At 62.8% G+C, this 23,600-nt stretch carries 20 protein-coding genes and 1 pseudogene; 15 read left to right on the forward strand and 6 right to left on the reverse strand.

The features are described 5' to 3' along the window. Positions 1-129 precede the first annotated feature (129 nt). From NKI61_RS13005 to NKI61_RS13075, 15 genes are all read left to right on the forward strand, one after another. Positions 130-948, forward strand: a complete 819-nt coding sequence (locus NKI61_RS13005; RefSeq protein ID WP_352536513.1) for an N-formylglutamate amidohydrolase — start codon at positions 130-132, stop codon at positions 946-948. A 16-nt stretch (positions 949-964) separates the two neighbouring features. After that, complete coding sequence (locus NKI61_RS13010) at positions 965-2,509, forward strand: amino acid permease (protein WP_023740938.1); 1,545 nt, start codon at positions 965-967, stop codon at positions 2,507-2,509. Positions 2,510-2,586: 77 nt separating this feature from the next. Next, complete coding sequence (locus NKI61_RS13015) at positions 2,587-4,143, forward strand: amino acid permease (RefSeq protein ID WP_023691841.1); 1,557 nt, start codon at positions 2,587-2,589, stop codon at positions 4,141-4,143. 78 nt (positions 4,144-4,221) lie between these two features. Further along, a complete protein-coding gene (locus NKI61_RS13020; RefSeq protein WP_023701008.1) occupies positions 4,222-5,592 on the forward strand; it encodes a glutamine synthetase family protein in 1,371 nt (456 codons plus the stop codon). A gap of 90 nt (positions 5,593-5,682) precedes the next feature. Next, complete coding sequence (locus tag NKI61_RS13025; RefSeq protein ID WP_352536514.1) at positions 5,683-6,138, forward strand: DUF7662 domain-containing protein; 456 nt, start codon at positions 5,683-5,685, stop codon at positions 6,136-6,138. Continuing rightward, positions 6,135-6,554: a type II toxin-antitoxin system VapC family toxin gene (locus tag NKI61_RS13030; RefSeq protein WP_031253200.1), complete on the forward strand. Its 420-nt coding sequence runs from the start codon at positions 6,135-6,137 to the stop codon at positions 6,552-6,554. Before NKI61_RS13025 ends, NKI61_RS13030 begins: the two co-directional genes overlap by 4 nt. A gap of 13 nt (positions 6,555-6,567) precedes the next feature. Further along, positions 6,568-7,953 (forward strand): aldehyde dehydrogenase family protein, encoded by a 1,386-nt coding sequence (locus NKI61_RS13035; RefSeq protein ID WP_352536515.1) that lies wholly within the window; start codon positions 6,568-6,570, stop codon positions 7,951-7,953. Positions 7,954-7,971: 18 nt separating this feature from the next. After that, positions 7,972-9,144: an iron-containing alcohol dehydrogenase gene (locus tag NKI61_RS13040; protein ID WP_352536516.1), complete on the forward strand. Its 1,173-nt coding sequence runs from the start codon at positions 7,972-7,974 to the stop codon at positions 9,142-9,144. A 239-nt stretch (positions 9,145-9,383) separates the two neighbouring features. Continuing rightward, positions 9,384-10,490, forward strand: a complete 1,107-nt coding sequence (locus tag NKI61_RS13045) for an ABC transporter substrate-binding protein (RefSeq protein ID WP_023671169.1) — start codon at positions 9,384-9,386, stop codon at positions 10,488-10,490. 63 nt (positions 10,491-10,553) lie between these two features. Then, entirely contained in the window at positions 10,554-11,468 is a 915-nt protein-coding gene (locus NKI61_RS13050; RefSeq protein WP_352839705.1) for an ABC transporter permease, read from the forward strand. Next, positions 11,465-12,256, forward strand: coding sequence for an ABC transporter permease (locus tag NKI61_RS13055; RefSeq protein WP_023671171.1), 792 nt, complete (start codon positions 11,465-11,467; stop codon positions 12,254-12,256). Before NKI61_RS13050 ends, NKI61_RS13055 begins: the two co-directional genes overlap by 4 nt. 30 nt (positions 12,257-12,286) lie before the next feature. Continuing rightward, on the forward strand, positions 12,287-13,351 hold the full coding sequence (locus NKI61_RS13060) for an ABC transporter ATP-binding protein (RefSeq protein ID WP_352536518.1): 1,065 nt from the start codon (positions 12,287-12,289) through the stop codon (positions 13,349-13,351). Between the two features lie 148 nt (positions 13,352-13,499). Next, complete coding sequence (locus NKI61_RS13065) at positions 13,500-15,053, forward strand: cation:proton antiporter (RefSeq protein ID WP_352536519.1); 1,554 nt, start codon at positions 13,500-13,502, stop codon at positions 15,051-15,053. An 88-nt stretch (positions 15,054-15,141) separates the two neighbouring features. Continuing rightward, complete coding sequence (locus tag NKI61_RS13070) at positions 15,142-16,050, forward strand: endonuclease/exonuclease/phosphatase family protein (RefSeq protein ID WP_023740943.1); 909 nt, start codon at positions 15,142-15,144, stop codon at positions 16,048-16,050. A 7-nt stretch (positions 16,051-16,057) separates the two neighbouring features. Then, on the forward strand, positions 16,058-16,903 hold the full coding sequence (locus tag NKI61_RS13075; protein WP_023701015.1) for an EamA family transporter: 846 nt from the start codon (positions 16,058-16,060) through the stop codon (positions 16,901-16,903). Positions 16,904-16,915: 12 nt separating this feature from the next. On the opposite strand, the pseudogene NKI61_RS13080 reads toward NKI61_RS13075, so the two are convergent. The 6 genes and pseudogenes from NKI61_RS13080 to NKI61_RS13105 form a co-directional block, all read right to left on the reverse strand. Then, positions 16,916-18,132 (reverse strand): annotated as a pseudogene (locus NKI61_RS13080) (MFS transporter). 89 nt (positions 18,133-18,221) lie between these two features. Continuing rightward, on the reverse strand, positions 18,222-18,539 hold the full coding sequence (locus NKI61_RS13085; RefSeq protein ID WP_352839708.1) for a Dabb family protein: 318 nt from the start codon (positions 18,537-18,539) through the stop codon (positions 18,222-18,224). 20 nt (positions 18,540-18,559) lie between these two features. Continuing rightward, positions 18,560-20,188, reverse strand: a complete 1,629-nt coding sequence (locus tag NKI61_RS13090; RefSeq protein ID WP_023740945.1) for a GMC family oxidoreductase — start codon at positions 20,186-20,188, stop codon at positions 18,560-18,562. A 12-nt stretch (positions 20,189-20,200) separates the two neighbouring features. Continuing rightward, positions 20,201-20,962 carry a 3-ketoacyl-ACP reductase gene (locus tag NKI61_RS13095; protein ID WP_352839709.1) on the reverse strand — a complete coding sequence of 254 codons (762 nt, stop codon included), beginning with the start codon at positions 20,960-20,962 and terminating at the stop codon, positions 20,201-20,203. Beyond that, positions 20,959-22,461: a GMC oxidoreductase gene (locus NKI61_RS13100; RefSeq protein WP_352839710.1), complete on the reverse strand. Its 1,503-nt coding sequence runs from the start codon at positions 22,459-22,461 to the stop codon at positions 20,959-20,961. The genes NKI61_RS13095 and NKI61_RS13100 overlap by 4 nt, the downstream gene beginning before the upstream one ends. Positions 22,462-22,466: 5 nt before the next feature. Further along, positions 22,467-23,582, reverse strand: a complete 1,116-nt coding sequence (locus tag NKI61_RS13105; protein WP_023671180.1) for an ABC transporter ATP-binding protein — start codon at positions 23,580-23,582, stop codon at positions 22,467-22,469. Between the last annotated feature and the right edge of the window lie 18 nt (positions 23,583-23,600).

The raw sequence follows: 23,600 nt of genomic DNA on the forward strand, positions 1-23,600 counted from the left end.
GCCCGTCCAGACCGCTTCCCCGAAATCGCATTTGACAAAGCCGGACAAACTGTATGAAATCATCCACAGGGACGCAATGAGGCAAAATACGTAACATAAGATACAGCGCTCCCCAGGGGACGGCAGACTATGGAGAGAGCACGGCCCGCCAGCCTTGCATCGTCTGATACCGTAGGGGTGACGAACCCCGGCGGGTCCAGCCCTTTCGTGCTGACCTGCGACCACGCTTCCAACTTCCTGCCGTCCGAATTCGGCACGCTTGGCCTGCCGGCCGAGGACCTCTCCCGCCACATCGCCTGGGACCCCGGCGCGCTGCCGGTGGCCCGCCGCATCGCGACCGCCCTCGATGCGACGCTCATCGAAACCCGCATCTCGCGCCTGATCATCGACTGCAACCGTCCGCTCGACGCACCGGACCTGGTGCCGCCGGTCAGCGAGACGACGGCCATTCCGGGCAATGCCGGCCTGTCGGACAGTGAGCGCGCCGAGCGCATCGCTTTGTCGTGGCGGCCGTTCCACGACACGATCGCATCGATCATCGACGACCGGCAGGCGCGTGGGCAGGAGACCCGGCTGGTGTCGGTGCATTCCTTCACCCCGGTCTACAAGGGCAAGAACCGGCCCTGGCATATCGGCATCATCCATGATGACGACCGCCGGCTGGCGTCGCCACTGTTAGCGGCGCTGCAGCGGCTCTCCGGCGTCACTGTCGGCATCAACGAGCCCTATTCGCCGGCCGACCGCGTCTATTTCACTTTGGAGCGCCATGCACGCTCGCGCGGCCTTGCCTGCGCAATGATCGAAATCCGCAACGACGAGATTTCCGGCGAGACCGGGCAGCGGAAATGGGCGGATCTGCTCACAGGCATTTTTTCTGACCTGGAACCCGAGGAGGCCAAGGGTTCCCGGCGACAAGCAATGGGAAAGTCAGTTCAATCGGCCAGCTAGAAAACAGGGGACGAAAATGGCAGGACCGGACAAATCAGACGCTGAAAGATCGGAGGATGTAAAAACCCTCCATAGCATGGGCTATGCCCAGGAGTTGGCTCGCCGCATGAGCGGCTTCTCGAACTTCGCTATTTCCTTTTCGATCATTTGCATTCTGGCGGGCGGCATCACGTCCTTCCCGCTGGCCATGGCGACCGGCAGCGGCTTCGAGGCGACTGTCGGCTGGGTCATCGGCGGCGTCTTTGCACTTGTCGTTGCCGCGTCCCTTGGCCAGATCGGCTCGGCCTATCCGACGGCCGGCGGTCTCTACCACTGGTCGTCAATTCTCGGCGGGCGCGGCTGGGGCTGGGCCACGGCCTGGATCAACTTGCTCGGCCTGGTCTTCGTCGTCGCCTCGGTCAATGTCGGCGTCTACGCGCTGTTCAAGGACCTTGTCTGGTCCGGCGTGTTCGGTAACGACGTCTCCGCGTGGGGCTATCAGGAGCAGGTGATCGGCGTTGTGATCATCACGGTCGCGCAGGCGCTGATCAATCATTTCGGTATCAGGCTCACCACCATGCTGACGGATTTCTCGGGCTACCTCATTCTGGTCGTCGCCGTCGTGTTGACCGCGATGTTCCTGATCTGGGGCGCAAGCTGGGATTTCTCGCGGCTCACCACCTTCGTCAACAACACCGGTGATCCAGGCGCAGGCTACGTTCCGACCGCACGGACGGCACTCGTCGCCTTCCTGATCGGCCTGCTCTACCCACTCTACACCATCACCGGCTTCGACGCTTCGGCCCACACGTCCGAAGAGACCCACAATGCCCGCGTGGCGGTGCCGCGCGGCATGATCCATTCGGTTCTGTGGTCGCTGGTGTTCGGCTTCGTCATGGCCGTTTCGTTCGTACTGGCCAGCCCCGATCTGGCAGCGACGGCCAAGGATGGCGCCAATGCCTGGTTCAATCTCTTCAACAATCTGCCGGCACCATTCCTGCTGAAGAGCATGATTGCCATCGCAATCGTGCTGGCGAATTTCATCTGCGCGCTCGCCGGACTGACGTCGACCTCGCGCATGATCTTTGCCTTCGCGCGTGACGGCGGCCTGCCCGGTTCGTCGGTGTGGAAAACCGTCAGCCCGACATGGCGTACGCCGGTGGCGGCGATCTGGCTCGGAGCGGTGCTCGCTGTCGCAGCGACATTGTACTCGCCGGCTTTCGCCGCACTGGCGGCCGGCTGTGCATTGTTCCTCTACGTGTCCTACGCCATGCCGGTGGCCGCAGGCCTGCTTGCCGAGGGCAAGAGTTGGACCGAATTCGGCCCGTTCCGCCTTGGCATCTGGTCCAAGCCGTTCGCCGTCATCACGGTGCTTGGCGTTCTGGTGCTGATGTATGCCGGCATCCAGCCGCCCTTCGACATCCTGATCAACTATGCCATCGGCCTGATCGTTCTGCTCGTGGTTCTGTGGTTCGGTATCGAATCGCGCCGCTTCAAGGGCCCGCCGATCGGCGCCGACATTGCTCGCCGCGCTTCGGAGATCGCGGCCGCGGAAGCAGCCGTCGGCCAGACGGCAGGCTAACAGCAAGACTAGATGCTCCGGCCGGCGCAAGCCGCCGGGGCAGGGCCGGCCAGCTAAGAACGCAAAAGGGGACTACAATGGCAGCACCGGGTTATTCAGACACAGACAAGGCGGAAGACGTAAAGCACCTCCATTCCATGGGCTACGCCCAGGAACTTGAGCGGCGGCTAAGCCGCTTCTCCAACTTCGCCGTTTCCTTCTCCATCATCTGCATCCTGTCGGGCGGCATCAATTCGCTAGCGCAGGCAACGTCGGGCGCCGGCGGTATCGGTATCGGCATCGGCTGGCTGGTCGGCTGCTTCGTTTCGCTCACCTTCGCGGTCGCCATGTCGCAGATCAGCTCGGCCTATCCGACGGCCGGCGGCCTCTATCACTGGGGTTCGATCCTCGGCAATCGCGGCACCGGCTGGGTGACGGCCTGGCTCAACCTGCTCGGCCTGATCACCGTGCTCGGCGCCATCAATGTCGGCACCTGGACGTTCTTCATCGGCGCCTTCGGGCCGACGCTCGGCATCGAGGGTACGCTGACCAATCAGATGATCTTCCTGGTCATCATCACCGGCGCCCAAGCGCTGATCAACCATCTCGGCATCAAGCTGACGGCGAAGTTGACCGACTTTTCGGGCTACCTGATCTTCTTCGGCTCGATCCTGATTGCGGTCGTCTGCCTGTTCTCTGCCGAGACCTGGGATTTCAGCCGGCTCTTCACCTTCCACAACTACTCGGGTGAGGCCGGCGCCAGCGTCTGGCCGTCCGTCTCGAACGCCTGGGTGTTCGCTCTCGGCCTCTTGCTGCCGATCTACACCATCACCGGCTACGATGCTTCGGCACACACTTCCGAGGAAACCATCAAGGCGGCCTCATCGGTGCCGCGTGCGATGGTGATGTCGGTTATCTGGTCGGCGGTCTTCGGCTATTTGTTCCTGGCCGCCTTCGTGCTGATGATCCCCAACATGGACGACGCCGCCAAGCAGGGTTGGAACGTGTTCTTCTGGGCCTTCGACCAGCGCGTCAGTCCCGGCCTCAAGGAGTTCGTCTACCTCGTCGTGTTCATCGCCCAGCTGTTGTGCGGCCTCGCAACCGTCACCTCGGCTTCGCGCATGATCTTTGCCTTCTCGCGTGACGGCGGCCTGCCGGGCTCGTCGGCACTGGCCAAGGTCAGCCCGACCTATCGCACGCCAGTGGCGGCCATCTGGACGGCGTCGGTCCTGTCGGTGCTGTTCGTTTGGGGTTCGACGCTGGTTTCGGTCGCCGGCACTTCGGCCTACACCATCGTCGTCTCGTGCACCGTCATCTTCCTGTTCCTGTCCTTCACCGTGCCGATCGTGCTCGGCATGGTGGCCTGGGGCACGCCGAAGTGGGACAAGATGGGACCGTGGAACCTGGGCCGTGGCATCTTCATGCTGTTCGGGGTCCTTTCCATAGTGTCGATGATCCTGATCTTCATCATCGGCATCCAGCCGCCGAACGACTGGGCGCTGTACATCACCGTCGGCTTCTTCATCCTGACGGCGATTGTCTGGTTCGCCTTCGAGCGCAATCGCTTCCAGGGCCCGCCGCTGGGCGACATCATCGCGGCGCGTCAGGCAGCGATCAAGGCTGCCGAACAAGCTGTCGGCGAAACCGGCCACTGACGTCACGATCATGGCCATGGCCGGCGGGCAGCCGGCTATGGTTCGTCCTCAACGACCAAGCACTGGAGTGCCAAAGGAATGGCCGGAAATTTCTCGTTCGATCAGTTGAAGAAAGCGGTCTCCAGTGGCGAGATCGACACGGTGCTGGCCTGCATCGTCGACATGCAGGGGCGGCTCGCGGGAAAGCGTTTCCTGGCGCAGTACTTTGTGGATTCTGCTCATGACGAGACGCATGGCTGCAACTATCTGCTCGCCGCCGACATCGATATGGAGCCGGTGCCGGGCTACAAGGCGGCAAGCTGGTCGAAGGGCTATGGCGACTTCGTCATGAAGCCGGACCTTGCGACGCTGCGGCGGATTCCGTGGCTGGAAAAGACCGCGCTGGTGATCTGCGACGTGCTCGACCACCACACCCATGACGACCTTCCGCATTCGCCGCGCGCGATGCTGAAAAAGCAGGTCAAGCGGCTCACCGAACGCGGCTATATCGGCTACTTCGCCTCCGAGCTCGAATTCTACCTGTTCAACGAGACCTACGATTCCGCCCGCAAGAAGCACTGGCAGGGGCTCGACACCGCGTCGCCCTATATCGGCGACTACCAGATCGGCATCACCACCAAGGAAGAAGGCGTCATGCGCCGGCTTCGCAACGAGATGGAAGCGGCGGGCATTCCGATCGAAAACTCCAAGGGCGAATGGGGCCCGGGGCAGGAAGAGATCAATGTGCGCTATGCCGAGGCGCTCGACATGGCGGACCGCCACGTCATCCTGAAGAACGGCGCCAAGGAGATTGCCGAGTCCGAAGGCAAGTCGATTTCCTTCATGTCGAAATACAATTACGGGCTCGCCGGTAATTCCAGCCACATCCACAATTCGCTGTGGAGCGCCGATGGCAAGACGCCATTGTTCTTCGACAAGAAGGCGGACTGGACTTTGTCCACGCTTGGCCAGCAATGGGCGGCTGGGCAACTGAAATATGCCAGGGAGTTTACCTGGTTCCTGGCGCCCTACATCAACTCCTACAAGCGCTTCCAGGCCGGCACCTTCGCACCGACCAAGATCATGTGGAGCGAGGACAACCGCACCGCCGGCTTCCGCCTGTGCGGTGAGGGCACCAAGGGCATCCGCATGGAATGCCGCATCGGCGGCGCCGACCTGAACCCCTATCTCGCTTTCGCGGCGCTGATCGCCGCCGGCCTTGCCGGCATCGACGAGAAGCTCGAACTGCAGAAGCCGTTCGTCGGCGATGCCTACCAGGCCTCGCGCCTGCCGGAGATCCCGAAGACGTTGCGCGACGCCACCGAGACGCTGGCCAAGTCGAAGATGCTGAAGCAGGCGCTCGGCGACGATGTGCTCGAACATTATGTCCACACCGCAAAGTGGGAGCAGTTCGAATACGACCGCCGCATTACGGATTGGGAACTGCACAGGGGGTTCGAGCGGTATTAAAACTTTATACAGCTTTAATGTTGACAATGTAGTGAAGTTAGTACCATATGGTACCTGTAAAGTGCAGTGCGCTACATTGAGGAGTTTGCAATGTCCAAATATGCGCCGCTCAAGGACTTTCTCATTGCCCAAAATGTCGATCGCATTCCGATGTCATTCGCCGAAATCGAGAGAGTGCTCAATCTGCCGCTGCCCGCATCGAAGCAATACCCTGCATGGTGGAGCAACAATCCGAGCAACAATCCCATGACAAGGGAGTGGCTTGAGGCTGGGTTCGAGACCGAATCCGTCAATATAGGGAGTGGGAAACTGGTATTTCGCCGCGTTCGCAAAGTACCCATTTCGGCGCCGCCCAGTGGTAGCGTGCCTGCCGCGCCAAAGGAGGCGCGCGCGGATCGCCACCCCGGTTTTGGTTTCATGAAGGGCCTGATAACAATCGAAGCCGGATTTGATATCACCAAACCTTTCGATGACGAGCCATGGGACGGGGGCTATCTGGGCGGTGAGGCTGACGCGCGTCACGGCAAACTTGCGGTGCGTAAATGAGCGAAGGGCCAAACCTGCTTCTGGATACATGTGCGATGATCTTTGTCGCCAACGATAGTCTGATCGATCCGCACGCAAGCCGGGAGATTTCGGAAGCGGCCTATGACGGCCGTCTGTATCTTTCGCCGATGTCGGCATGGGAGATCGGAATTGGCGTAGCCAAGGGCCGGCTCAATCTGCCATTGGCGCCACTCGACTTCGTGGAGCGATTCATCGAGCGAATGTCGGCAAAGCTCAGCGCTATCTCACCAGCCATTCTGATTGCGTCATCCAACCTGCCCGGTCCGCCTCATGGTGATCCCACGGATCGGATACTGATGGCAAGTGCGAGAGCGTTGGACATGGTTCTGGTGACGCGTGACGAGCCCATCCTTCGCTATGGCCGCAATGGCCATCTGCGCACCCTAGCCTGCTAACTTGGAGTATCCATTGGAAACCGTAAAACTCAAATCGCCCATCGATGGTTCGATTTACGCCGAGCGGCCGATCGCGACCGACCAGGCGATCAATGCCGCGGTCGAGCGCGCCAAGGCGGCGCAGGAGAAGTGGGCGCTGACGCCGATCGTCGAGCGCGGCAAATTTATGCTGGCGATGCTCGAAGCGCTGGTCGCGATGACCGACGAGATCGTGCCGGAGATCGCCTGGCAGATGGGGCGACCGGTGCGCTATGGCGGCGAGTTCGGCGGCGTCAGGGAACGCACCAATTACATGGTCGAGATCGCTGAAGCCGCGCTGAAATCCGTGCCGGCATCCAACCCGAAGGACGGCTTCCGACGCTATGTGAAGAAGGATCCGCTCGGCGTCGTCATGGTGATCGCGCCGTGGAACTATCCCTATCTGACCGCCGTCAACACCATCGTGCCGGCACTGATGGCCGGCAATACCGTTATCCTCAAACATGCGGCGCAGACGCTGCTGGTTGGCGAACGGTTCCAGCAGGCGTTCGACAAGGTTGGGCTGCCCAAGGGCGTGTTCCAGAATGTCGTGCTGAACCATGCCCAGACCGAGAAGCTGCTCGGCTCGGGCAAGATCGACCATGTCAATTTCACCGGTTCGGTCGGCGGCGGCCGCGCCATCGAGAGGGCGGCGGCCGGCACCTTCATGACGCTCGGGCTCGAACTCGGCGGCAAGGATCCGGCCTATGTGCTGCCCGACGCCAAGCTCGACCATGCGGTGGCCAATCTGGTCGACGGCGCCTTCTACAATTCCGGCCAGTGCTGCTGCGGCATCGAGCGCGTCTATGTGCATGAGAAGGTCTACGACCAGTTCGTCGAAGGTTTCATCGCCGAGACGAAGAATTATGCCGTCGGCAATCCGCTGGAACAGGCGACGACAATGGGGCCGATGGCGCAGGCGCGCTTTGCCGACCTGATCCGCGAGCAGAAGGCCGAGGCGCTGCGCAAGGGTGCAATCGCACACATCAATATGAAGGTGGCTAACGACAAGGCCGGCTCGCCCTATCTGGCGCCGGAAGTGCTGACCGGCGTCGACCACCAGATGAGCGTCATGCGCGAGGAAAGTTTTGGCCCGATCGTCGGCATCATGAAGGTGCGCAACGACGAGGAGGCGATCGCGCTGATGAACGACAGCCCCTACGGGCTGACCGCTTCGATCTGGACCGACGATATCGAGCATGCGGTGGCGATCGGCGACCGCGTCGAGACCGGCACCGTGTTCATGAACCGCTGCGACTACCTCGATCCGGCGCTGGTCTGGACCGGCGTCAAGGACACCGGCAAAGGCGTCGCCCTTTCGGCGCTCGGCTACGACAATCTGACCCGGCCGAAATCCTTCCATCTGCGCGAAGCCATCTGATTTTTTGAAAGACAAGACATGTCCAAGCTGATCTCCAAATGGAACTACCCGACCACCGTCCGCTTCGGCGCGGGGCGCATCAAGGAACTGCCTGAGGTGCTCGCTGCCACCGGCATTAAGCGGCCGCTATTCGTCACCGATCCGGGGTTGGCGAAACTGCCGGTCGTCGCTTCGACGCTGAAAATCCTCGACGACGCCAAGGTATCCTATGGCGTGTTCTCCGAGGTGAAGCCGAACCCGGTCGATTCCAACCTCACCGCCGGCATCGCCGTGTTCAAGAAGGGCAAGCATGACGGCGTCATCGCCTTCGGCGGCGGTTCAGCGCTCGATCTCGGCAAGCTGATCGCGTTCCAGGCCGGCCAGACGCGACCGATCTGGGACTTTGAGGATGTCGGCGACTGGTGGACGCGCGCCAATTCGGATGCCATCGCGCCGATCATCGCCGTGCCGACCACTGCCGGCACAGGCTCGGAAGTCGGGCGTGCCGGCGTCATCACCAATGAGGCGACGCACACCAAGAAGGTCATCTTCCATCCGAAGCTTTTGCCGGCAATCGTCATTGCCGATCCGGAACTGTCGGTCGGCATGCCCGGCTTCATCACCGCCGGCACCGGCATGGATGCGCTGGCACATTGCCTCGAAGCCTATTGCGCGCCGGGCTACCATCCGATGGCCGACGGCATTGCGGTGGAAGGTGTGCGCCTGGTGTTCGAGAACCTGCCCAGGGCCTACGCCAAAGGCAAGGACCTTGTCGCGCGCGCCCACATGATGAGTGCGGCCGCCATGGGTGCTGCCGCCTTCCAGAAGGGTCTTGGCGCCATCCACTCGCTGTCGCATCCGATCGGCGCGCTCTACGACACCCATCACGGCATGACGAATGCGGTGTTCATGCCCTATGTCTTGGCCTTCAATCGCGACTCCATCGAGGAGCGGATTGCCCGGCTCGCTGCCTATTGCGGCATCAAGGGTGGCTTCGACGGCTTTGCCAAAGCGATCATCAAGCTGCGCAAGGAATTGAAGGTGCCGCATGCGCTGCCCGATCTGATCAAGGGGCTCGACATGGACAAGAAGCGCAAAGGGCTGATCGCCGACATGGCGGTGGTCGATCCGACCGCCGGCGGCAACCCGGTCAGGCTGACCAAAAAGGCGGCGCTGACGCTGCTCGAGAACACTATCGCCGGCACTGTCTGAGGCGGTTTCTGCGCCGGACGTGATCTAAAAACGAAGGGAAAGGAAGGGCAAGGGGGCAAAAAGCAAGCCAATAAACCATTAGCCGGGAAATTAAGTCGAGGCTAATTGCTACAGCCGGTTAAAAAGAGTTAACTTTTCGTACCGCCGGGGGCCAGTTTCAAAAAGCTTTCATCTGGCTGTCATATGAAACCGATACCGCATCGCAGGCGTCCAGGACGCCAGTTCAACGGAGAGAACACATGTTCAAGTTCACAGGGAAAGTGCTTTCCCTTTCGGCCGTCGCCCTCATGGCGACCTCTGCTATCTCGTCGGCCCAGTCCATGGATGAACTGGTTGCCGCTGCGAAGAAGGAAGGCCAGCTCACCACCATCGCGCTGCCGCATGACTGGTGCGGCTACGGCGCCGTCATCGACGGCTTCAAGGCAAAGTATCCTGAGATCACCATCAACGAACTCAACCCCGATGCCGGCTCCGGCGACGAGGTCGAGGCGATCAAGGCCAACAAGGACAACAAGGGCCCGCAGGCGCCCGACGTCATCGACGTTGGCCTGTCCTTCGGCCCGACCGCCAAGGCTGACGGCCTGATCCAGCCCTACAAAGTGTCGACCTGGGACTCGATCCCCGACAGCGCCAAGGATGCCGATGGTTACTGGACCGGCGACTACTATGGCGTGCTATCCTTCCTGGTGAACAAGGACCTCGTCAAGGAAGCGCCTGCTGACTGGGCTGACCTGCTGAAGCCGGAATTCGCCAACACCGTGGCGCTTGCCGGCGACCCGCGCGCCTCGAACCAGGCCATCCAGGCCGTCTACGCGGCCGGCATTTCCGGTGGTGCGGCTGCCGGCGAAGCTGCTGGCACTGCTGGTCTCGACTTCTTCAAGAAGCTTAACGCCGCCGGCAATTTCGTGCCGGTCATCGGCAAACCGGCGACCCTGGCACAAGGCCAGACGCCGATCCTGGTGACCTGGGATTACAATGCACTTGCCGGTCGCGACACGCTGAAGGGCAATCCGCCCGTCGACGTCGTCGTGCCCAAGACCGGTGTCGTTGCCGGCGTCTATGTGCAGGCGATCAGTGCTTTCGCACCGCATCCGAACGCTGCCAAGCTCTGGCTTGAGTATCTCTACTCCGACGAAGGCCAGATCGGCTGGCTGAAGGGCTATTGCCACCCGATCCGCTTCAACGATCTTGCCAAGAACGGCAAGCTCCCGGCCGACGTGATGGCCAAGCTGCCGCCGGCCGAGGCTTACGCTGCCGCGGTGTTCCCGACGCTGGACGAGCAGGGCAAGGCAAAGGAAGCCGTCACCAAGAACTGGGATGCCGTCGTCGGCGCCAACGTCAAGTAAGGCTTGAAACCAACCGGGCGGCCTCGCGGCCGCCCGGTGTTCCTCGGAGACGGTAGCCGGCGCATGACAGATATCTCGCTTTCCGATCACGCAGTTGCCGGGAAGACCGCGCCCCCCAGCCAGGCGCGTGCAATGCGACTGCCGACGCAATGGCTCGGCGTTGCGCCATTCTTCATCTTCGCCATCATGTTCCTGATCCTACCCACGCTCTATCTGATGCTGGGTGCATTCCAGAACGATGCCGGCGAATTCACGTTCGAAAACATAGCAGCACTGGCGCAGCCATCGATTGTCGCCGCCTACTGGATCTCGCTCAAGGTCAGCCTTTCCTCGGCGCTGATCGGCGCCTTGGCCGGGCTTGCGATCGCCATCGCGATCGTGCGCGGCGGCCTGCCGGAGTGGATACGCTCGGCAACGCTAACCTTTTCCGGCGTTGCTTCCAATTTCGCCGGCGTACCGCTGGCCTTCGCCTTCCTCGCGACACTGGGACGGCTCGGTCTCGCGACGGTGCTTCTGAACACGGTGTTCGGCCTCAACATCTACGCACACGGCTTCAACATCCTGTCGTTCTGGGGCCTGACGCTGACCTATGTCTATTTCCAGATCCCGCTGATGGTGGTCATCATCACGCCGGCGATCGACGGTTTGAAGAAGGAATGGGGCGAGGCCGCCGCGACGCTCGGCGCCACCCAGGCGCAATACTGGCGCATGGTGGTGATCCCGGTGATCTGGCCAAGCTTCCTCGGCACGGTCATCCTGCTCTTTGCCAATGCCTTCGGCGCGATCGCCACCGCTTATGCGCTGACCGGCTCCTCCCTCAACATCGTGCCGATCCTGCTCTATGCGCAGATCCGCGGTGACGTGCTGCACAATGCCCATCTCAGCTATGCGATCGCCTTCGGTATGATCGTCATCACCGGGCTGGCCAATGTCTTCTACATCTGGTTCCGGACGCGCTCGGAGAGGTGGCTGAAATGAAGTCCGGAAAATTCTGGGCCTGGGTCGTCTTCGGGCTGGGCGCGGCCTATTTCTTCATTCCGCTGATCGCGACGGTGGAATTTTCCTTGCGCATGCGGCGCGGCGCTTATTCCTTCGACGCCTATCAGATCGTGCTTGGCGACCCTCGTTTTCAGGCGACCTTTGGCTACTCAGTGCTTGCCGCCATCTTCACCATCATTCTGGGCGTGTTGATCGTGGTGCCCGCCGCCTACTGGATTCGACTGCGCCTGCCGCAACTGCGGCCGATCGTAGAGTTCATCACGCTGCTGCCGCTGGTCATTCCCGCCATCGTCATCGTCTTCGGCTATATCAGGATGTACGGTTCGAATTCGCCGCTGCCGTTCCTGGCGACCGACATGGGCACAAATGCCTTGCTGGTCATCGGCTATGCAATGCTGGCGCTGCCCTACATGTATCGCGCGGTCGATACCGGACTGCGCACCATCGACGTCAGGACGCTGACCGAAGCGGCGCAGATCCTTGGCGCCGGTTGGGGCACGATCATTGGTCGTGTGATCCTGCCCAATGTGCTGATCGCCGTGCTGTCGGGCGCCTTCCTTACCTTCGCCATCGTCATTGGCGAATTCACCATGGCCAGCTTGCTCAACCGGCCCGCCTTCGGTCCCTATCTGCAAAACGTTGGCGCCAACCGCGCCTATGAGCCGGCGGCGCTTGCCATCATCGCCTTCGCCATCACCTGGGGCTGTATGTCGCTGATCCAGATCCTGTCCCGTTTCGCGCCGAGATCGGCGAACCGCCCGAACTGATCGACAAAGTACTGATCGAAAGAAAAAGCCATGGCCGAACCATTCCTCTCCATCCAGCATGTGCGAAAATCCTTCGGCGCCACCACCGTGGTCGAAGATTTCAATCTTGATGTCGAGCCGGGCGAGTTCGTTTCCTTCCTTGGGCCATCGGGTTGCGGCAAGACCACCGTGCTGCGCATGGTCGCCGGTTTCGAAGAGCCGTCGGCGGGCAAGATCGTCGTCGCAGGCAAGGACATCACGAGGCTGAAGCCCAACCAGCGCAATGTCGGTATGGTGTTCCAGGCTTACGCGCTGTTCCCGAACCTGACCGTGGCGCAAAATATCGGCTTCGGCCTGAAGGTCGCCGGCATGGCAAGGGCAGAGATCGATTCCCGGGTCGCCGAGATGCTCGACATCATCAAGCTGCCGCAGATGGCCGCCCGCTATCCCTACCAGCTCTCCGGCGGCCAGCAACAGCGCATCGCGCTGGCCCGCGCCATCGCGCCGAAGCCGAAGCTGCTTTTGCTCGACGAGCCGCTGTCGGCGCTCGACGCCAAGGTGCGCGTCTCGCTGCGCGAGGAAATCCGCTCGATCCAGAAGAAGCTCGGCATCACTACCATCTTCGTCACACATGACCAGGAAGAGGCGCTGTCGATCTCGGACCGCATCGCGGTGATGTATGGCGGCAAGGCCGAGCAGGTCGGCACCCCGTTCGAGATCTACAACCGGCCGGCGACCAAGTTCGTCGCCAATTTCGTCGGCACGCTGAACGTGCTCGAAGGCACTGTCACCGATGCCGCGTCCGGCAAGGTGCGCGTCAACACGCAGGAAGTCTCGCTAATGGGCAAGCTCAACGGCTCGAAGTCCGGTGACACGCTGTCGCTGGCGCTGCGACCGGAGGCGATTTCGCTCGGACGCCAACCCGGGCGCGATTCAAGCCTGTCGGGCGAAATCTCCGAAGTGCACTTCCTCGGCTCAGTCATTCGCGTTCGCGTCGGCATCGGCGGCAACACAGTGTCGCTCGACACCTTCAACAGCCCGGCAACGCCACCGCCCGCGGTCGGCGAGAAGGCCGACATATCGTTCTCATCAAGCGATATGCTGGTGCTGCACTAGCAAGCAGCATTTTGGCGCGACCGAGGCGGTCGATTCGAGCTGGCGCGATGAACGGCCGTATCATTGCCGGACCCCGAGTGCTGGATAATCAACAGCATCTTGCCATCCAGCCACTGCCCATGATGCCGCTTCGCCGCTACGATGGGCCATGGCGCTATTCGAACTTACCCTCATCCTGCTTCTGGCTGCCGTCGCGCTGACGGCGCTGTCGCGGCGGCTGGAAATTCCCTATCCGTCCCTGCTGGCTCTGGCCGGCGTCGCGATTGCCTTCGTACCCGGTGCGCCGACGATCGAGATCGATCCGGAGCTGGCGCTTGCCCTGTTCATCGCGCCGGTGCTTCTCGACGCCGCCTATGACACGTCGCTGCGCGACCTCAAGCGCTACCGGCTGTCGCTCGCGTTGCTCGCGCTGGGCGCCGTGGTCTTCACCACCGTGGTGGTTGCCTTGGTCGGCTGGAAGATGGCCGGCCTGCCGATCGCGGCGGCAATCGCGCTTGGCGCCATCGTCGCGCCGCCGGATGCGGTGGCCGCATCCGCCGTGCTCAGCCAGTTCAAGGTACCGCACCGCATCACCGCCATCCTGCAGGGCGAGAGCCTGCTCAACGATGCCACGGCGCTGCTGATCTACCGGCTGGCGGTTTCGGCCGCGCTTGGCACGATCATGCTCAGCAACGCCGTTCCGGTGATCCTGCTGGCAACGATCGGCAGTGTGATCGCGGGCTATCTGTTTGGCCGCGTCTCGCTGCTGGCGCTCGGCCGCATCGAGGATGCGGCGAGCAGCACGGTGGTGCAGTTTGCCGGAACCTTCGCCGTGTGGATCATCGCCGACAGGCTCGGCCTTTCCGCCATCATCACCATCGTCGTCTATGCCATAACCATTGCGCGCAGGGCGCCGCGCCAGTCGTCGGCGAGACGCCGCGTCAGCACCTATTCGGTCTGGGAGTCGGCGGTGTTCGTGCTCAACGTGCTGGCTTTCGTGCTGATGGGCCTGCAGGCACGCACGATCGTTGGCAGGCTGGCCGGCGACGGGCAAGGCGAAGCATTCCTTTTCGCCGCAACGGTGCTGGTCGTCGTTATCGTCGCGCGCCTTGTCTGGGTGGCGAGTTACGTCGCGATCATCCGGTGGCTTGCCCGCTTCGGCAGCCAAGAGGCAAGGCGGGAATTGCCGACGTTCGGCGGCGCCGTCATTGTCGGCTGGTGCGGCATGCGTGGGTTGGTGACGCTGGTGGTGGCCATTGCGCTGCCGGCCGATTTTCCCGGCCGCGACCCGATCGTGCTTGCCGCCTTCGCGGTGGTGCTGGGCACGCTGGTGCTGCAAGGCATGACGCTGAAGCCGCTGCTGCGCTGGATCAACTTCGACCCCGATAGAACCGTCGACAATGAGGTGGCGCAGGCGCGCGTCGCCATCATGCAGGCAGCACTGGACGTGCTGAGCCGCAAGACATCTGCGGCCGCCGCCGTCGTGCGCGAACAGTATGAAGCGCAGCGCCTGATTGCGGAAAACCCGGAGGACGCTCAGGCCGCGACCGAATACGACCGGCTGCGCCTCTATGCCATCAACCGCCAGCGCGACACGCTCGAGGAGTTGCGCAGCAACGGCACGATCGGCGACGAAGCCTACCACCGGCTGGAGGAAGAGATCGACTGGGCCGAACTGGCGGCATCGCCGGCGGGCCGGTTCCAGCCGCTGACCACATCATAGACGCTGGCCCAGTTCCGCCGTCGTGCCGGTACATTGCAACCCGTCTGCCGAACCGCTACTGCCAAAGCGAAATTGAGCCGGATAAGCAATGAAGCTGGTCAGCTACAACATCCAGTACGGGTTCGGCGGCGATGGCCGTTACGATCTTTCGCGCTGCACCAAGCTGGTCGACGGCGCCGATATCATCGCGCTGCAGGAGGTCGAGCGGCATTGGCAGCGCACCAATGAGGACGACCAGCCGGAGGTCCTGTCCAAGCTGCTGCCTAGCTATTACTGGGTCTATGGCCCGGCCTTCGACATGGACGCCAGTGAGCAGCGCGACGGCCGGGTCGTCAACCGCCGCCGCCAGTTCGGCACCATGCTGCTGTCGAAGCTGCCGATCGCCTGGTCGCGGCTGCACGCGCTGCCCATGCGCCGCACGCTGCGGCCGCTCAACACGCGTAACGCCGCGCTCGAATGCATGATCCGCACGCCGGCCGGACCGGTAAGGGTCCTGTCGCTGCATCTCGCCCATATCGCGGCGGAGGAGCGTCTGGAGCAGATCGACTATCTCTTGGCCGAGCATCGCCGCGCGCCGTCCGAGGGCGGCCCGTGGAGCGGCGCGGACGATGAGCCTTCGCGCAACTGGACCAGCGGCGAGGCCGAGCCGGAGAACCCGACGGCGGCGATCTGGATGGGCGATTTCAACATGGAGCCTGGCAGCGCCGAATACAGCCGCATCGTCGGCAGCACGCCCTATCATCGCGGGGCGGCCTATCTCGACGGCTTTGTTGATGCCGCTGCCGTCGCTAGCGAGCCGGCTGCCGATTACCACACCCATGTGAAAACTATCGACGGGAAAGTGGCAAAACGCCGGCTCGACCATTGCTTCGTCGGCGGTATGTTCGCCGACCGTGTGCGCTCGGTCAGTGCCGATATAGGCGAGATCGCTTCAGACCATTTTCCGGTCCGGATCGATATCGATCTCGAAACGCCTTTGAGCTCGGGAGATCGGTGAGCCCTCGATGACGCTTTTCGTCTTCTTCGCGGTGCTTGCCGCCGCCGCCATGCACGCGATCTGGAACGCGCTGGTCAAGGTCCATCTCGATCGCTTCCTGTCGATCACGCTGATGACACTGGGCATGGGGTTTGCCGCGCTTTTCGTGCTGCCCTTCGTCGAGTTTCCGAAGGCCGAAGTGTGGCCTTTCATCATCGCCTCGGTGATTTTCCACATGGGCTACCGGACTTTCCTGATCGGCGCCTACAAGGCCGGCGATTTCGCCCAAACCTATCCGCTGGCGCGCGGCACGGCGCCGCTTTTGACCGCCCTCGGCGGCGTTGTCGTGGTGCAGGAGATGCCGGCGCCTTTCGCCATCCTCGGCATCCTGCTGCTGTCGGCCGGCACGTTGGTGATGTCGTTTCGCGGCGGCGCGCATCTGGAGCGGATCAATGTGCGGGCGGTCGGCTTTGCGCTCGGCACTTCGATCTTCATATCCAGCTACACGCTCTCCGACGGCAGCGGCGCGCGGCTGGCCGCAACGGCAACGAGCTATGCCGCATGGCTGTTCATCTGCGATGCCACGTGGGCGCTGGTGCTGTGCCTCATCTTTCGCGGGCCCAAGGCGCTGCCCGTGCTGGCGCGCGACTGGAAGGCAGGCCTGTTCACCGGCGTGCTTAGCGGCGCGGCCTACTGGATCGTCATGTGGGCGATGACCAAGGCGCCGATCGCCTCGGTGGCGTCGTTGCGCGAGACGTCGATCCTGTTTGCCATGATGATCTCGGTTTTCGCGCTCGGCGAGAAGATGACAGGCTGGCGCGGCGCCGCCGCGCTCAGCATCGTCGCCGGTGTCGTGGCCCTCAGACTGGGCTGAGAGCCTGATACTTCAGCCGAGCACCGTCATCACCTGTCCGCGCCGTTCCGGACTGAAGCGGATGACGACGATGATGCAGACGGCGACCACGCCGGCAAACAGCGCCAGCGCGTAGCCATAGCTGCCTCCAGACGTCTCGGCGATGCCGGCCTGGTAGGGACCGCCATAGGACGCCGCGAGATTGCCGGCCTGGTAGATGAAGCCGGGCAAGGTTGCCCGCACGGCGCCGGGCGACAGCTCGTTAAGATGCACCGGGATGACGCCCCAGGCGCCCTGCACCGCGACCTGCATGACGAAGGCGCCGATGGCCAGCATGAACGGTGTCGAGCTGAAGGCCCAGAGCGGAATCGAGGGCAAGGCAATCAGGCAGGCGAGCGTTATCGCGCTGACGCGGCCGATCTTCTCCGACAGTGCGCCGAACGCCAACCCGCCGACGATGGCGCCGATATTGGCGACGATGGTGATCCAACTCACCGTGTGCGGGTCGAAGCCATGCTGCTTCTTGAGGAAGGTCGGGTAGAGGTCCTGCGTGCCGTGGCTGAAGAAATTGAAGAACATCATCAGCACGACCGCATAGACGGCGACGCCCCAGTGCTTCCGCAGCGTTTCAAGAACGCCAGGTCTGACGGACTTCTGCGCCTCGACGAAGGCCGGCGATTCCGGCACATGCGAGCGGATGAAGAGCACGATCAGTGCCGGCAGGAAGGAGAGCAGGAACATGGCGCGCCAGCCGATCGTGTAACCACCGATCGTCTGCTCGTAAAGCACGCCGTAAACCACGGCCGCCAGAAGGTAGCCGGTGGGATAGCCGCATTGCAGGATGCCCGAGACCATGCCGCGGGCACTGGGCGGAATGGACTCCATGGCGAGCGAACTGCCCAGCCCCCATTCGCCGCCCATGGCGATGCCGAACAGAGCGCGCAGCGCCAGGAAAATGCCGAGATTGGGCGAGAAGGCAGCCAGCGCGCCGACCACCGAATAGCTGACGATGTTGAGCATCAGAATGGGCTTGCGGCCATATTTGTCGGCCAGCCTGCCGAAGAAGAAGGCGCCGATGAAGCGTGTCGCCAGCGTCAGGAACAACGCTTTGGAGACTGCGGGACGTCAGTGTTGAATTCGGTTGCGATATCGGTGAGCAGGAACGTCAGAATGAAGAAATCAAAAGCGTCGAGGGTCCAGCCGAGGAAGGAGGCAAGGACGGTTTTCTTCTGCTGCGCGGTGAGAGCCACGACGTTCCTCCTAAACGCCCCCGGGGAACGATATGTTCCTTGGGGCGCAAAAGAGAACAGGCGTCAGCCGGCTTTCGAAAGAAGCGCGGTCACTTTTTCGTAATGTCGAGATCGAACACCATCAGCCCGTCGGTGCCGCCTTCGAGCGCTGCGACCAATCGGGCGCCGGCGCGCTGATGCGCTTCATGCACGAGATAGGCGTCGCGGGCGGCGGCATCGCGGAAGTCGATGGTGAAGGCATGGCTGAAGCCGCGCGCGAACGGCTCCGGGCTGACATTGGCGCTGAAGTGGACCGCGTCCATGCCGTCGACAACGGAGCGCAGTGCTTCGAGATCGGCGTGGATTGCCGTGCGCTCCGTGGCGGGCACATCGCTGCGGAGGCGTACGAAGACGCAGTGTCTGATCATTGGTTCGTTCTCCTAAGTGGCTATGCGGCCCGATTGCCGGAGAACACCGCCGGCGGAAGCGGCTCGCGGCCGAGGATGATGTCGGCGCCTTTTTCGCCGACCATGATGGTCGGCGCATTGGTGTTGGAAGAAGGCACGCGCGGCATCACCGAGGCATCGCAGACGCGCAGGCCCTCGATGCCGCGCAGGCGCAGGTCCGGTGTGACCACCGCCATATCGTCATGGCCCATGCGGCAGGTGCCTACGGGGTGATGGTCGGTCTTGGCGGTGCGGCAGGCATAGTCGATCAGCTCGTCGTCGCTGGCGAGCGATGGTCCGGGCAGCACCTCGCGCAACACGTAAGGTGCAAGCGCCTTCTGCCGCATGATCTCGCGCGCAAGCCTGAGGCCCTTGATCGACATGGCGCGGTCATAAGGGTCCGACCAATAGTTGGGATCGATCAGCGGGTGGTCGGCCGGGTCGGCGCTGCTCAGCCGCACCGTGCCGCGCGAGCGCGGGCGCAGGAAGGCCGAGTTCAAGGTCACGCCGGGGTTCTTCAACCTCTCGACGCCGGCCTCGATGCCGGAGCCGAGTCCCAGATGGAACTGGATGTCGGGCGAGGCGGCGGTCGGATCGGCGTACCAGAAGCCGCCGGTCTCGAACAGGCTGGAGGCGACCGGCCCTTTCTTCAGCAGCAGATACTGCAAGCCGGCCCACGCGGTGCGGTGCAGCTTGGCGTAGTTGTCATAGGTGTGGTCGCCGGTGCATTCGGCGATGACGAACAAATCGAGATGGTCCTGCATGTTGGAGCCGACACCGGGCAGATCATGCACCGGCGTCACGCCGACCGATTTCAGGTGATCAGCCGGGCCGATGCCCGACTGCATCAACAGCTTCGGCGAACCGATGGCGCCGGACGAGACGATCACTTCGCGCTCGGCGCGCATGATGGTCTTCTCGCCGCCGGGTTTGTCGGCGATCTCGACGCCGATGGCGCGGCCTTTCTCGACGACGATGCGGGTGACCAGCACATCGGTTCGGACCGTCAGGTTCTTGCGCGCGCGGATGGGCTTCAAATAGGCGACCGAAGCGGATGAGCGCCGGGCGTCCTTCTGGGTGAGCTGGTAGTAGCCGACGCCTTCCTGGCTAGCGCCGTTGAAATCCGGGTTGAAGGGGATGCCCATCTCTTGGCCGGCGCGGAAATAGGCCTCGCAAATCGGCAGCGGCGAAATCGGGTTCGACACGCCGAGCGGCCCCTGGTCGCCGTGAAAATCGTTGGCGAAGCGCTGGTTGTTCTCGGCGCGCTTGAAATAGGGCAGCACGTCGCGATAGCCCCAGCCCGCGAGGCCCTCTTCCTTCTCCCATGCGTCGTAGTCGCGAGCGTTGCCGCGCGTGTATATCTGGGCATTGATGGACGAGCCGCCGCCGACCACCTTCGCCTGCGTATACCAGAAGACGCGGTCTTGCATGTGCCTCTGCGGCACAGTCGACCAGCCCCAGGAAGCGATGCCCTTGGTCATCTTGGCAAAGCCCGCCGGCATGTGGATGTAGGGGTGCCAGTCCTTGCCGCCGGCCTCGAGCAGCAGCACGGAATTCGCTGGATCCTCGCTCAGCCGGTTGGCCAGAACGCAGCCGGCCGGGCCGGCACCTACGATGATGTAGTCGGTCATAACTCTATCCACCTACAGTCGAGGCACGGAGAGCGCGCCGTCGACATTGATAATCGAGCCTGTGGAAAAGCCGAGCTTGCCGGCGGCAAGCGTCGCCACCACGGCGCCGATGTCCGATGCTTCGCCCCAGCGTTTTGCCGGCACCAGGCCGCTGTCGATAAGCGCGTCGTATTTGGCTGATACGCTCGCGGTCATGTCGGTGCGAATGATGCCCGGCCGCAGTTCGAACACGCCGATGTTTTCCGGCGCAAGCCGTAGCGCCAGGTTCTTCACCCACATCGAAAGGCCGGCTTTCGAGATGCAGTAGTCGGCGCGTTCCGGCGAGGCCATATCGGCGCTGACCGAGGTGATGGTGATGATCGAGCGCGGATGATTGCTGGGAGCCGCCAGCATCGCCTTGGCGACGGCCTGGCTAAGGAAGACTGTGCCGCGCAGATTGACGTCCAGCGCACGGTCGAAATTCTCGGGCTTCAGCTGCAGCAGATCGCCGCGCACCACGGCGCCGATGCCGGCATTGTTGACCAGGCAGTCGATGCGGCTGAAGGCACGTATGGCGGCGTCGACGAGGGCCGTGTGATCCTCGAGGTTGGCGATATCACAACGGACATAGGCGAACTCCGCACCCCGTGCGGTGATGTTGGCGGCCAGTTCGTCCGGCGCTTGTTCGGCAAGGTCGGCGATCAAAATGTCGAAGCCGGCCCCGGCCAGCGCCTCGGCGCAGGCGAGCCCAATGCCGCGCGCACCGCCGGTGACGATTGCTGCGGGGCGGGTCATGCCGCGAGGTCCGTTCGGCGAATATGCTCGGCCACGCGGAGCGCCTGTGCCGCAATCGACAGCGCCGGATTCACGGCGGCCGAGTTCGGCAAAAAACTGGCGTCGACGACGAACAGGTTCGGGTGGTCGAAGGCGCGGCAGAAAGGGTCGAGCGGCGACGTCGCCGGATCGTCGCCCATTTTCACCGTGCCGCACTGGTGCGAGGGCGTGCGCTTGTCGAAGGGACGCGACAGCACGATGGGATAACCGCAGGCGCGGAAGTTCTCACGCATCAGCTTGGTCAGCCCGTCCAACGACTGCATGTTGGAGCGCCGCCATTGCATGACGATGTCCTTGCCGTCGACCATGATGCGGCTTTCCGGATCGGGTAGATCCTCGCACATCAGATACCAGTCGACGGCGTGACCGGCCATGTAATCGAGCGCGAATTTCGGCACGCGTTTGACGTTGGCCTTCAACATGTTGCCGTCGATCTTGCCGAGCAGCTGGACGTTGCCGAGCGGCTTGCCGCCTTTGCCGTCGGAGAGATAGTAGTCATTCAGCATCAGCGTCTTCTGGTAGACGCTGTCGTTCCTGCGGCGCGGATCGATCGCCAGCATGGCGCTCGAATTATGGTTCATGAAATTGCGGCCGACCTGGTCGGAGCTGTTGGCGAGGCCTTTGCCGTCTGATGACGGCGAGCGCAGCAGGATGACGGCGGAATTGACCGCGCCGGCGGACAGGATGACCAGCTTCGGCGCGACTTTCTTCAGCTCGCCATTCTGACGGTAGTGAACGGCAGCGATGCTTTTGCCGTCGGACGACGCTTCGAGATATTCGACATGGCAGCCGGTTTCGAGTCGGATATTGCTGTCCTTGAGTGCCGCCGTCAGCGGTCCGGTCTGCGCATCAACCTTGCCCTGGGCGGTATTGGGGAATGCGTCCCAGCCGGTCTTGCCCTCTTTCAGCCAGGTGTCGATGTCGACGCCGAGCGGCAGCGAGGCCGGATGCAGGCCGAGGGCTTTCAACTCAGCGCGGGCGCGCGCAATCGGCGCTTCGTCGGGCACCGGCTTGAAAGCATAGGGGATCGAGTGGAACGGTTCGGTCGGGTCCTCGCCGAGCGAGCCGCGGACGCGAAACAGCTGCTCGGCTTTCGAATACCAAGGCTCGAATTCATCGTAGGAAAACGGCCATGCCGGCGAGACGCCACCGAAGTGCTCCATGGCGGCGAAATCCTCTTTGCGGTAGCGGATCAGCACCGCGCCGTAGAATTTCGAATTGCCGCCGACATAGTAGTAATTGCCGGGGTTGAAGGCGGCGCCGCCGGGCTCGCGCCACATCTCCTTCGGACGGTAGTGGCCATCGACGAAGATCGAGCGCGTGTCGCGGGCATGCGGCGTTGCCGGCAAGGGCTCGCCGCGCTCCAGCATCAGGATCGAGGCACCGCTGCCCGCCAGACCGGAGGCGATCGTAGCGCCGCCGATACCGGAGCCGATGATGACGATATCGGGGCTGACCATCTCGATCAGCGGATGCGGTGTTCGGTCGCCGGATCGAAGAACACGGCCTTGGTCAGGTTGAAGGCGAGCGGCGTGCTGGTGCCCGGCTGGATGTTGGCGTCGGCCCGCAACCGCGCCACCACGCCCTTGCCGCCGAGGTTGGTCACCGCGAACGTGTCGGACCCTGCCGGCTCGACCACTTCGATGTGCAGGTCGGCAGTGGCAATGTTGGAGGCGTTGCGTTCCGCACCTTCCGGATCGGTCAGCGCTTCCGGGCGCACGCCGAAGATGATCGGCTTGCCCTGGAATGCCGAAAGACCCGCCGGCGCGTTGGCCATCGGCAGCGTGATCGGCTCGCGCGCCTCGCGCTCCAACACGACGGACAGCGCATTGCCCGACGTGGCAATGGTCGCCGGGATCAGGTTCATCGCTGGCGAACCCATGAAGTCGGCGACGAACAAATTGGTCGGGTTGTTGTAGATCTCGGCCGGGGTGCCGAACTGCTGCACCTCGCCGTCGCGCATGACGGCGATCTTGGTAGCCAGCGTCATCGCCTCGATCTGGTCGTGGGTGACGTAGACGATGGTTGTGCCGGTGGTGGCATGCAGGCGCTTGATCTCGATGCGCATGTCAACGCGCAATTTGGCGTCGAGGTTGGACAAAGGCTCGTCGAACAGGAACAGCTTGGGGTCGCGCACCAGCGCCCGGCCCATGGCGACGCGCTGGCGCTGGCCGCCGGAAAGCTGGCTCGGCTTGCGCTGCAGGAGGTGGCCGATCTGCAGGACCTTGGCCACCTTGTCGATCGCCTTTTGGCGTTCGTCGGCCGGCACGCCGCGCATCTCCATGCCGAAGGAGATGTTTCCGGCCACCGTCATGTTCGGATAGAGCGCATAGCTCTGGAACACCATGGCGATGTCGCGCTTGGATGGGTGCAGATCGTTGATGGCGCGGCCGTCGACGCGGATTTCGCCCTCGGTGATCTGCTCCAGGCCGGCAATCGTGTTGAGCAAGGTGGACTTGCCGCAGCCGGACGGGCCGACCAGCACCAGGAAGCCGCCCTTTTCGAGCTCGACATCGATGCCCTTCAGGATCTCGACATTCCCGAAGCGCTTCTTCAGCCCATCAATTTCCAGAAAAGCCATGGTCGTTCCTTCCGAATT

It is taken from the genome of Mesorhizobium sp. M0514 (assembly GCF_040321145.1).
Lineage (GTDB): Bacteria > Pseudomonadota > Alphaproteobacteria > Rhizobiales > Rhizobiaceae > Mesorhizobium.